Origin of the sequence: Citrobacter sp. Cpo089 (assembly GCF_030332695.1) — a bacterium.
In the GTDB taxonomy this organism is placed as follows: domain Bacteria; phylum Pseudomonadota; class Gammaproteobacteria; order Enterobacterales; family Enterobacteriaceae; genus Citrobacter; species Citrobacter portucalensis.
Map to the genome: position 1 here is coordinate 79,818 of NZ_JAOWHJ010000051.1, position 11,394 is coordinate 91,211.

At 53.5% G+C, this 11,394-nt stretch carries 12 protein-coding genes; 9 read left to right on the top strand and 3 right to left on the bottom strand.

The window, feature by feature from the left end:
* Nucleotides 1-41: 41 nt before the first annotated feature.
* On the bottom strand, nt 42-947 hold the full coding sequence (locus OGX92_RS09790; protein ID WP_126956550.1) for a LysR family transcriptional regulator: 906 nt from the start codon (nt 945-947) through the stop codon (nt 42-44).
* Nucleotides 948-1,052: 105 nt separating this feature from the next.
* Between OGX92_RS09790 and OGX92_RS09795 the strand changes: the two genes are divergently transcribed.
* The 3 genes from OGX92_RS09795 to nepI all read left to right on the top strand — a co-directional run bounded on the left by OGX92_RS09795 (nt 1,053) and on the right by nepI (nt 3,464).
* Nucleotides 1,053-1,505 carry a DUF1198 family protein gene (locus tag OGX92_RS09795; protein WP_003827141.1) on the top strand — a complete coding sequence of 151 codons (453 nt, stop codon included), beginning with the start codon at nt 1,053-1,055 and terminating at the stop codon, nt 1,503-1,505.
* A 99-nt stretch (nt 1,506-1,604) separates the two neighbouring features.
* The gene (locus OGX92_RS09800) at nt 1,605-2,129 is read left to right on the top strand and encodes an SRPBCC domain-containing protein (protein WP_003827143.1); all 525 of its coding nucleotides are present in this window, start codon (nt 1,605-1,607) and stop codon (nt 2,127-2,129) included.
* Between the two features lie 141 nt (nt 2,130-2,270).
* On the top strand, nt 2,271-3,464 hold the full coding sequence (gene nepI / locus OGX92_RS09805; RefSeq protein ID WP_164562343.1) for a purine ribonucleoside efflux pump NepI: 1,194 nt from the start codon (nt 2,271-2,273) through the stop codon (nt 3,462-3,464).
* Nucleotides 3,465-3,510: 46 nt separating this feature from the next.
* Here nepI and gmuD read toward each other — a convergent pair whose 3' ends face one another.
* Entirely contained in the window at nt 3,511-4,893 is a 1,383-nt protein-coding gene (gene gmuD / locus OGX92_RS09810) for a 6-phospho-beta-glucosidase GmuD (protein WP_267440918.1), read from the bottom strand.
* A gap of 94 nt (nt 4,894-4,987) precedes the next feature.
* Nucleotides 4,988-5,281, bottom strand: a complete 294-nt coding sequence (locus OGX92_RS09815) for a YicS family protein (RefSeq protein WP_003827149.1) — start codon at nt 5,279-5,281, stop codon at nt 4,988-4,990.
* A gap of 130 nt (nt 5,282-5,411) precedes the next feature.
* Here OGX92_RS09815 and OGX92_RS09820 point away from each other — a divergent pair, with 130 nt between their 5' ends.
* The 6 genes from OGX92_RS09820 (at nt 5,412) to OGX92_RS09845 (ending at nt 11,393) form a co-directional block, all read left to right on the top strand.
* Complete coding sequence (locus OGX92_RS09820; RefSeq protein ID WP_286586481.1) at nt 5,412-5,828, top strand: GNAT family N-acetyltransferase; 417 nt, start codon at nt 5,412-5,414, stop codon at nt 5,826-5,828.
* A 90-nt stretch (nt 5,829-5,918) separates the two neighbouring features.
* Nucleotides 5,919-8,717, top strand: coding sequence for a transcriptional regulator DagR (dagR, locus tag OGX92_RS09825; RefSeq protein WP_286586484.1), 2,799 nt, complete (start codon nt 5,919-5,921; stop codon nt 8,715-8,717).
* A gap of 120 nt (nt 8,718-8,837) precedes the next feature.
* Nucleotides 8,838-9,263, top strand: coding sequence for a PTS sugar transporter subunit IIA (locus OGX92_RS09830; protein ID WP_149335683.1), 426 nt, complete (start codon nt 8,838-8,840; stop codon nt 9,261-9,263).
* A gap of 12 nt (nt 9,264-9,275) precedes the next feature.
* Nucleotides 9,276-9,761, top strand: a complete 486-nt coding sequence (locus OGX92_RS09835) for a PTS sugar transporter subunit IIB (protein ID WP_003023959.1) — start codon at nt 9,276-9,278, stop codon at nt 9,759-9,761.
* Nucleotides 9,762-9,786: 25 nt separating this feature from the next.
* Nucleotides 9,787-10,536 (top strand): PTS mannose/fructose/sorbose/N-acetylgalactosamine transporter subunit IIC, encoded by a 750-nt coding sequence (locus tag OGX92_RS09840; RefSeq protein ID WP_003023960.1) that lies wholly within the window; start codon nt 9,787-9,789, stop codon nt 10,534-10,536.
* Entirely contained in the window at nt 10,533-11,393 is an 861-nt protein-coding gene (locus OGX92_RS09845; RefSeq protein ID WP_005121522.1) for a PTS system mannose/fructose/sorbose family transporter subunit IID, read from the top strand. The genes OGX92_RS09840 and OGX92_RS09845 overlap by 4 nt, the downstream gene beginning before the upstream one ends.
* Nucleotide 11,394 lies beyond the last annotated feature (1 nt).

Consider the following 11,394-nt stretch of genomic DNA (forward strand, 5'->3'; position numbering starts at 1 on the left):
TGTGCATTGGTAACTTTTGCCCGCCTTAATGGCGGGCTTTTTTATGCTCTAAACTGGCTGGTTTCATGTACCAGATTGCGCAGCCACTGATGAGCGGCATCGCGGTGCGTGCGTTCATGCCAGGCCATGCTTTTTGTAAAACCGGTTATGGGCAGCGGGGGCGGTAATACGTGCATACGGGTGTCGTCATACGCCAGACGGGCAGGAACAACGGCAATCATATCGCTGATGGCGAGGATGTCCGGCAATACCAGGAAGCTGCTAACCGACAAACCAATCTGCCGTTGGCGTCCGACGCTTGCCAGTGCCTCATCGGTGACGCCCCAGAAACTTTCACCCTCATAAGAAACCAGCACATGCTCCAGCGCGCAGAAGCGATCGAGCGTCAGCGGTTGCCCCGCATCAGGATGCGCATGACGCATGAGACAAACGTACTCTTCATCATATAACGCCCGGCTGTGCAGGTTGTCGGGCGTGGAATCCGGCGTCAGCAATGCCAGGTCGATTTTCCCCTTCTCAAACTGTGTGGTGAGCAGCACTGGCTCAACCGGGATCACTCGTACACGAATGCCCGGTGCGCGCACGCGAAGCGCGGCAATAAATGGCACGATAACCGCTTTGAGCGCGTAATCCGTAGCGGCGACGGTAAAGGTGAGCGCTGCGGTGAGCGGGTCAAATTGTGTCGGTTTAAGCAGGATATCGATGTCGCTGAGGATCTGTTTGACCGGGGCGGCCAACTGTTGGGCACGCAGCGTCGGAACAATGCCATGCGGTGTGCGACTAAACAGCGGATCGTCAAAATAGTCGCGCAGGCGGTTGAGCATACCGCTTACCGCAGGCTGGGTGAGCGACAGCCGCTGCGCCGCCCGGGTTACGCTGCGTTCATCCAGCAGGGCATCCAGCGTTTTTAACAGATTGAGATCGAGCGTTCTGATATCAGATTTCATGATGTCTGCCTGCGAGTTCGATAAGTCACATTATGACACGTTCAGTCGTCGACAGAGGTGAATTTGCCGCTATGATGGGCGTCCTGTCTGGTAATGGATGTGCGCATGATTTGGATAATGCTGGCCACGCTGGTGGTTGTTTTTGTGGTGGGATTTCGGGTGCTAACGTCCGGGTCGCGGCGGGCAATTCGCCGTCTGAGCGAGCGGCTGAACATTGATGTCGTGCCGGTAGAATCGATGATCGATCAGATGGGAAAAGTACAGGGTGAGGCTTTTTTACAGTACCTCCACCGTCCTGATGAATCGCATCTACAAAATGCTGCCCAGGTGCTGTTGATCTGGCAAATCGTTATTGTCGACGGCAGTGAGCAGAATTTGTTGCAATGGCACCGCTGGCTGCAAAAAGCCCGGCTGGCTGCACCGATTACCGACGCGCAGGTGCGTCTGGCGCTCGGTTTTCTGCGCGAGATGGAGCCGGATATGCAGGAGCTTAATGCGTTCCAGATGCGCTATAACGCCTTTTTCCAGCCCGAGGATGGCGTGCACTGGCTGCACTGATATCAAGATTTATGATGACGACTATTTTGAATCGTCATTATCTTTATATCTTACGCGAAAGCATGATGTACCTCGTTAACTCACACGACGAGGTACATCATGAATCAAGCGACTCAACAACGTGCAATTATCTGGCCTGCAGCGTATCTGCCGGGGACGACTGATAACTTTGCCTCAAATGAAATTATCGTTGCCGGACTGAGCGCCCGTGCCGTCTGGGCACAGCTTAATGACACAACGCGCTGGCCGACGTATTACAGCAACGTGGCGGATATCCGTTTTCACGACGGTTCCGGTCCATTGTTAAGCATGGATGCCCGTTTTCGTTTTACGACTTTTGGTTTCCCCATCGAAGCGCAAATCACCGAGTATGTGCCGCCGGTTGACGGCCAGGCCGCGCGTGTTGCCTGGCATGGCTGGGCGGAAGGCGATGCCACTACACGTCTGGATGTGATCCACGCCTGGCTCTTTGAGGATTTACCCGGCGGACGCGTACGTATTCTGACCCAGGAATCACAAATTGGCGTTCCGGCACAAGAACTGGCACGTACGCTGCCCAATCCGATGATCAACGGTCACCAGGAGTGGATAACCGGCCTGGCCCGGGCTGCGCGTGACGCTTAATTGAGCCAGAAAGGGCTCTCTGTCCTGGGCCGGATAAGGCGCAGCCGATCTCTGGTGAATAGTTGTCAAAACGTTAAATACGTCACAAATTTAATGTTACACTGCGTAACTTTTCTACAATAACCCCACGCAGGTAACAAAATGAGTGAAGCTGTTGAACAAAAATCCCGCGCTGAGGCAAATTCCCGCCCGAACTGGTCGGCGGTATTTGCCGTGGCGTTCTGCGTTGCCTGCCTGATAACCGTTGAATTTCTCCCCGTTAGCCTGTTAACGCCGATGGCGCAGGATTTGGGGATTTCTGAAGGCGTGGCCGGACAATCGGTGACCGTGACGGCATTTGTCGCCATGTTCGCCAGCCTGTTTGTGACGCAAATTATTCAGGCGACCGATCGTCGCTATGTGGTGATCCTGTTTTCGGTGCTACTGACGCTTTCCTGTCTGCTGGTTTCCTTTGCCAATTCTTTTTCGCTGCTGCTCGTTGGCCGCGCCTGCCTCGGTCTGGCGCTTGGCGGCTTCTGGGCGATGTCGGCGTCGCTGACCATGCGTCTGGTTCCTGCACGTACGGTGCCGAAAGCGCTGTCGGTTATTTTTGGCGCGGTCTCTATTGCGCTGGTAATTGCCGCGCCGCTGGGGAGCTTTTTGGGCGGTATTATCGGCTGGCGTAACGTGTTTAATGCGGCGGCGGTAATGGGCGTGCTGTGCACGATTTGGGTGGTGAGAGCGTTGCCTTCGCTGCCTGGTGAACCTTCGCATCAGAAACAAAACATGTTCAGCCTGTTGCAGCGTCCAGGGGTGATGGCCGGGATGATTGCCATCTTCATGTCCTTTGCCGGGCAGTTCGCCTTCTTTACCTATATTCGCCCGATCTATATGAATCTGGCGGGCTTTGACGTTGATGGCTTGACGCTGGTGCTGCTGAGCTTCGGCATTGCCAGTTTTGTTGGTACGTCGTTCTCGTCGATGATTCTGAAGCGTTCGGTCAAACTGGCGTTAGCCGGTGCGCCACTGGTGCTGGCGCTCAGTGCGCTGGTCCTGATCCTGTGGGGCAGCGACAAAGTGGTGGCGGCGGGTATTGCGATTATCTGGGGCCTGTTGTTTGCGCTGGTACCGGTCGGCTGGTCGACGTGGATCACCCGTTCGCTTGCCGATCAGGCAGAAAAAGCCGGATCCGTCCAGGTCGCCGTGATCCAACTTGCCAATACCTGCGGGGCTGCGGTGGGAGGCTATGCGCTCGATACCCTCGGACTGCTGTCACCTCTGATAATTTCCGGCAGCCTGATGCTGCTGACGGCGCTTCTGGTGGCAGCAAAAGTTCGCATAAAAGATATGCAATAAACTAAAACACGGTATGCCGGATCGCTATCCGGCATCCTGGTAGGTTTTAATTAAAACCATTATTTTCGGTGGTCTGGGCAAACCATTCGCCGCTCTTTTTCACCGTGCGTTTTTGCGTTGCTAAATCTAACTGAACAAAACCGTAGCGGTTTTTATATCCGTTTAGCCATGACCAGTTATCAATAAAGGTCCACATATGGTAGCCAAGACAATTACAGCCTTCGCTAATGCCTTTATGTAGCCATTTAAGATGCTCAGAAACAAATTCAATACGGTAGCTGTCGTTGATTTGCTCTTGCTGAATAAAACGCTGCTCATTCTCGACACCCATACCGTTTTCAGAAATAAAACAGCGCGGGTTGCCATAATTATCACGCAGATTGGTAATAATATCGTAAATACCCGGCTCATAAATTTCCCAGCCACGGTAGGGGTTCATTTTCCGCCCCGGCATTTCGTAATAATCAAACAGCCACTCCGGCATAAACGGTGCATCCGGGTTGACGGCGCTATCGCGGCATTTCACGCGACGCGGCTGATAGTAGTTGATGCCGAGCAGGTCGATTTTGCCCTCGGCGATTAACAGGCTGTCGCCTGGCTGGCATGCCGGTAATTGATCGTACCCTTTCAGCAGTTCAACCAGATCCGCCGGATATTCACCCTTCAGCACCGGGTCAAGGAAACTGCGGTTAAACAGCAGATCCGCATAGTGTGCGGCTTTCACATCCGCCGGATTTTGTGAGCGCGGGTAGGAAGGCGTTAAATTCAGTACCACGCCGATTTCACCGTCATGGTTTGCGGCACGATATGCCCGAACCGCCGTCGAATGCGCCAGTATGGTGTGATACGCCACGGTAGCTGCACGTTTGAAATCCACCACATTAGGGTAATGGAAGTCATACAGATAGCCGCCTTCAACCGGGACAATGGGCTCGTTAAAGGTAAACCAGTGCTTAACCCGGTTGCCGAACAATGTAAAACACGTTTGTGCATAGCGGCCAAACGCCTCGACCACTTCACGGTTTTCCCAGCCGCCTTTTTCCTGCATCACCATCGGCATGTCGAAGTGGAACAGGGTGATAAATGGCGTAATGCCTTGTGCCAGCAGCTCGTCGATGACGTTGTTATAGAACTCGACGGCTTCAGGATTAACCTCGCCGGTACCGTCCGGGATCAGGCGCGACCAGCTCAGAGACGTACGGAAGCTGTTGTGCTTCAGCTGTTTGAGCAGTGCGATGTCCTGTTTCCAGTGCTGATAAAAGGTCGAGGTAGTTGCCGGGCCAACTCCCTGATGGAAACGACCTGGCTGACGATCGAACCACACGTCCCACGTGGTCTGGCTTTTGCCGCCGTTCAGGCTATCCCCTTCGGTTTGCAGTGCCGAACAGGCACTGCCCCACCAGAAGTTTTCTGGAAAACGGTATCGCATTGTTGTTGCTCCATTGCTATTTATACGTTCTGGCAACAATACGTGTTTTTGCGATACAGAAACCGGTTACAGTACTCATTTCTCAACCAAATTCCTATAAATCCGGGCATTCAACTTTGCCAAGCGCTTCCCAGTAGTTGTTTTGATTGTTTCTTTGAATTGCCAGAATGGCTTCGCGGATGTGCTGCTGATTACGCGTATCAGCCATAATCGTTTTTTCCCACACCTCATCAGATGGTGACCCTTGCGGGGTGCAAATCTTACGTAAATCCTTCATAACGGTATTCTTTTCGTGTACAGCCTGCAGACTGCCATAAGCCGAGTCGGCTTGAGCCAGACCGGGTAGCGTGAAAAGGACGGCAATAATCGGAAAAATGACTCGTTTCATGATAATAATCCTTGTTGTCTATGCGCATCATCTCAAGAGTAAGTGTAGACGGCATACGACTCACTCATCACCCTGTGTTAATGTCTAAAAATAAATCAGCCAGAAGTTGTAGTTATTTCAGGAGGATAGGATGCAAATACAGATTACAGATACGATTACCGAAGACGATCAAAATGCCCTACTTGCCGGATTGCGCGCTTACAACCGGCAGTTTCTTAGAACCACCAATTTTGGCGACCTGGCGGTGTACTGGCGCGATGAGCGCAATGACATTCTGGGTGGGCTGATCGGCAAAATCAAAGGCGAATGGCTGTGCATTGATTTTCTGTGGATGCATGACTCGCTGCGCAAAGGCGGTTACGGCACAAAAATGATGCAGGCCGCAGAACAGACGGCGCGTGAGAGAGGATGCCTGCATGCGCTGGTGGATACCATGAGTTTCCAGGCGCTGCCGTTTTATCAGAAAAACGGCTATCAGCTGCAAATGACCCTCGATAACTTCCCGGAAACCGGTTCCGCGCGCCATTATTTGTCGAAAACGTTTTGATGACCGGAAGGTCTGGATGCCGCCTCACTTTCTTGCGCAGCAGAATAGTGTATGTTCTGAACAATCATTTATTTCTTAAGCGGTAAAGAGATGAGACGGATTGAGATAATACTGGGAGAGCTGGAACGGCTGACGCGAGGACTGAATCTTGCCCATCTGGCGCAGGAAACCGCGTTCACAGCGGAGGCCATCGGCTTCAACCTCGGGCTGGCGCGCAACTCGGTCAGTAAAGATCTCAATCAGCTCTGGAACGACGGCCTGGCGATTAAAAGCCGTGGGCGCCCGGTATTCTTTCTGCATCGTCAGGCGATTGAAACGCTGCTGGGGCGCAAACTGGATGAGTCCGAGCGTGAAGTGCAAACCGTTACCGACCTGTTGCCTGTTCAGGAAAACCAGGCGACAGACGATCCCTTTTCCAGCCTGATTGGTTACGATCGCAGCCTGCGCGATGCGGTGGAAAAAGGCCGCGCGGCGGTGTTGTATCCCCACGGGCTACATGTTCTGCTGACCGGTCCCTCCGGCGTGGGTAAAACCTTTTTTGCCGAACTGATGCACCGTTTCGCCTGCGAACGTGCAGCGGGACCGCCTCCACCTCTGGTCTATTTCAACTGCGCGGAATACGCGCATAACCCGGAACTGCTCTCATCGCACCTGTTTGGTCATCGACAGGGAGCGTTTACCGGTGCAAACGAGAATAAACCCGGTCTGGTCGAACAGGCTGATGGCGGCTATCTCCTGCTCGATGAAGTGCACCGTCTGCCGTATGAAGGTCAGGAAAAGCTGTTCTCTATTCTCGACAAAGGTGAATACCGGCCGCTGGGTTCAAGCGCCGTGGCGCGTTCAATCTCGGTTCGCCTGATATGTGCGACCACCGAACCGGTAAGTTCGGCGTTGCTGCGCACTTTCCAGCGACGTATTCAGGTATGTATCGATCTCCCCGGCATTCGCCAGCGTTCGGTGGAAGAGCAGGTTGAGCTGATCGTTGGTTTCTTACAGCGTGAGAGCCGCAAAATCGAGCGTACGATAAGCATCGACCGTACCCTGCTGCTCTGGCTGCTGAACAAGCCGCTGGAAGGCAATATTGGTCAGCTCAAGAGCGATATTCAGTTTCTCTGCGCCCAGGCCTGGGCCTCGGGGATGACGGAGCACAGTGATACGCTACAGCTGGATAAACGTCTGACCGAGATCCCCTTTAATGCCACGCCGGAACAACGTCTGTTGGTTGGGGCGCTGTTCGAAGGCAAAGAACACCTGAGCATCGATGCCCGCACGTTGCCGGCACTGAAAAATTCGCTGGCCACCGGAGCCGAAATTGAAGAGAGCGATCTCTTTTACAGCTTCCTGACCCGGGAATACATCAACCTGCGTAACAGCAACGTACCGCCAGCCGAAACGCTGGCAATCCTCAAAAACAAGCTCAGCTCGATTTTTGAATATGGTCTCTACAGCCGCGACAGCGTGGCGCATCCCCCGCGCTATGGCGATCAGATTGAAGAGCGGGTCACGCTGCTGATCGGTTGCGTTGAGCAGGTGCTTGGTTTTACGCTGCCGGAAAATCTGGTTAACCCGCTGCGCAAACACTTTCTGGCGCTGATTGGCTACGTGCAGCGCGGCCTTATTCCGCAACTTTATTCTTCCAGCCTGATCCTCGATCGCTGCAAAGATGAATATGAAAACGCCACGCTGTTATGCCGAAAAATCAATGAACTGCTGCATATACAGTGTCCGGCGACGGAGGTGGTCTGGCTGTGCCTGTTCCTCAAAGAGTGCCGCCATTACCGCCAACGGATTGACGCCAGTCCTGACTGCGGGGTGATTTTGATTGCCCACGGCGCGACGACCGCCACAAGCCAGGCGCAGTACGTGAATCGCGTGCTGGAGCGCGAGGTGTTCAGCGCTATTGATATGCCTTTCGAGCAGTCGGTGCATGACACGCTGGAGGCCCTGACGCAGATGATCCAGACCCGGCAATATCGCCGATTGATCCTGATGGTGGATATTGGCTCGCTGGTCCATTTTGGCAGTACGATCAGCAAATTATTCCAGATAGACGTTCTGCTGATGCCCAATATCACGCTCACCAGTCTGCTGGAGATAGGGCTGGATTTAAGCTACGAAACCAGTGACTTACCGCAGCTGGCGGCGTTGATGCAGAGCAAAAATATTCCCTGTCAGCTCTGTACGCCGCAGCAGGAAAACAGCGGTAAAGTGCTGGTTATCTCCTGCATCACCGGGATGGGAACGGCAGAAAAAATCAAAAAGGTGCTGGAAGAGAGCTTCGGCGAACTGATGTCGCAGGATACGCGGATGGTGATCCTCGATTACAACGAAGTTCGCAGCCTGGAACGTGTTCAGCAGGTGATTAACGCCAGTGAACGTCTGGCGGGAATCGTGGGTACTTTCCAGCCGGGACTGCCGGATATTCCGTTTATCTCGCTCGAAGAATTGTTTTCTGAGCAAGGCCCCGAGCTGGTGCTCAGCCTGCTGACGCCAGATCTCTCCAGCAGCGAACGCCGACTGGAGATGGAGCGCAGCGCGATGCGCTTTATCAGCGCGTTGACCATGGAGAGCATCATTAACCATATTTCGGTGCTCAACCCACAGCGTATTCTGAAAGAGATGGAAGGTGTGTTGAATCATCTGACCACTGCGCTTTCGCTGAAACCGAGCCGCCAGGTGACACTGCGCTTCCTGATCCACTGCTGCTGTATGGTCGAGCGTATCGTGATTAACCGCAAACCGTTACAGATGGCGCTGGAGAACAAGCCGGATCTGGATATTCGTGCGTTTAGTGTCATTAAATCGGCTTTCCTGCCGATCGAAGAGGCCTATGCCATTCGGTTATCGGACGCGGAATATTTTTATATCTACGAACTGTTGTATAGCTAATCCCTTGTCTGGTGGGGCTTTGCGCCCCGCCAACACCCACAATTCCCCCGCGTGACACAAATTCTGGCACAGCCTTTGCTCTGTTTACCTATGTCTATGTAATCGAGCCAGGAGGCCATTTTGACTACCACTGAATCCTTGCCCCAGATCCTGCTGCTGACCCATGGCGGCTGGGGGCAACAGCTTTGCAACAGCCTGCGCATGGTGATGGGTGAAATCAAAGGCGTGACGGAAATTCCGCTAATGCCCGTTGATACGCTCGGCGAATTTTATCAGCGCGTCGAAGCCGTAGTGAAAGCTATGCCGGAAGGCTCACTGATCCTGACTGATTTTATTGGCGGCACCACGTCTAACGTGGCGGCACGGCTGAGCGCCGATTACCCGGTGGCAGTGATTTCCGGGCTCAACGCCTCTTTGTTACTGGAGGCGCTCGACAAACGCGAGCATGGCCAACTGACCACCTTCGTGGCCGATCTGGTCGAGGCCGGGCGTAGTAGCTGCCTGGACGTTGTTGCCCACGTACGTCAATTACAACAATCACAATAAGGAATAAACATCATGGCAAACATCGTTTTATGTCGTATCGATAGCCGTCTGATTCATGGACAAGTGGTGACCAAATGGGTTGGGCAATCTCAGGCAAATCGGATTGCAGTGGTCAGCGATGAGCTGGATGCCGATCCGTTTATGAAAAATATCTACCTGATGGCCGCGCCGCCGAACATCAAAGTGGATTGTTTCGGTAACCAAAGTTTTGCGGCTGCCTGGAAAGAAAACCAGCTTGGTGACGGCAAAGTGCTGGTGCTGTTCCCCTCTCTGGCGGCGGTTCAGGAAGCGGTCCAGTTGGGTTTTGATGTCACCACCATTCAGGTCGGTGGGCTGGGCGGTGGGCCAAACCGCAAAGCGGTATTCCAGAACATTACGCTGGATGAAAAAGACGTCGGCATTCTGAGCGACCTGAAAAATCGTGGGATTCAGGTGTTCTTCCAGACTATCCCGGAAGATAAGCCGCAGTCGCTGGACGATATCCTGAAAAAATTCTAATTCTTTGATAACAGGGTACTTAATTATGGATACTTTAGTCTTCGCAAGCCTGATGGGGTTGTATTACTGGTTTGCCCGATTACGCCTTGGCTACACCTTCTCCGCCATGCTGCTACAGCCAGTGGTGATTGCCGTATTCGTTGGTCTGCTGTTAGGCAACATGGAAACGGCGATGATCATCGGTGCAGGTATGCAGTTGGTTTATCTCGGCGTGACCTCCACGCCAGGCGGCAACGTCCCGTCGGATCCGGCGCTGGCTGCCTGCATTTCAATTCCGATCGCCGTGAAGGCCGGAATGGACCCGAACCTGGCTATCGCACTGGCGATCCCTTTTGGCGTTATCGGCGTGTTCCTCGACCAGTTGCGCCGCACGCTAAACGCAGCGTGGGTACATATGGCCGACAAGCATGCGGAAACGGCAAACATGGCGGGCATTATGCGCTGTGCGTTCCTCTATCCGGCGTTGCTCGGACTGGTACTGCGTTTCCCGGTGGTCTTTGCCGCCAACTATTTTGGTCAGGACGTTGTGGAAAGCTTCCTTAAGCTGATGCCGCACTGGCTGACGCACTCCTTTGAAATTATGGGCGGCATTCTGCCGGCGCTGGGCTTCGCCATCACCATTATGGTGATCGGTAAAAAGAGCCTGCTGCCATGGTTTATCGGCGGTTTCTTTGCGGTGCTGTACCTGAAGGTAGACATCATGGCGATGGCAATCTTTGGTACCTGCGTGGCCTTCCTCATTAAAGGTCTGGCGAAAAATGAAGGAGCAGCATGATGAGCAGCGACGTAATGCAGCATGAACTGGTGGAGCGCGCGCGTGAAAGCGGCACGTTGACCAAAGCAGACATCACCAAAGCATGGTTTATCTACTGGCTAGGCGCGGAAGTTTCCAGCTCCTATGAGCGTTTGCAAAGCCTTATTTTCTGCGCCTCAATGACGCCGATCATCAAAAAACTCTACCCGCAAAAAGAGGAGCAGGTTGAAGCGCTGAAACGCCATTTGAACTTCTTCAACTCGGAGCAGACGTTCGGGGCGGTGATTCAGGGGATCTCCATTGCGATGGAGGAACAGAAAACCCGCGGCGAGCCGATCAGCGACGCCTCAATTACCGGGATTAAAACCGGGTTGATGGGACCACTGGCCGGGATGGGGGACTCCATCATCTGGGCCGCCGTGATGCCGCTGTTAATTGCTATATTCATCCCGTTTGCGGCGAATGGCAGCGCGATGGGCGGAATTGTACCGTTAATTCTCTATCCTGCTATTACGCTGGCAATCAGCTATGGCATGGTTCACAAAGGCTATACGCTGGGGCGTGACTCGATAATTGGCCTGCTGCAGGGAGGGCGAATAAAGGAACTTATCTACGGCGCTAACGTGCTGGGTTTGATCATGATGGGCGCGCTTTCTGCAAGCTACGTCAAGATCACCACGCCGTTAAAACTTAGCGCCCTGAAAGGCTCTGAAGTGGTGGTCCAGCAAATCCTCGACTCTATTGCCCCCGGCCTGTTGCCGCTGGCGGCGGTGTTCGCCATCTATTTCTATCTGGTGAAGAAAGGGCCGCGTTACACAACGATTTTACTGTCGATTGTCGCGCTCAGCGTGGTCTGTTCGCTGCTGGGAGTGTTGTAAG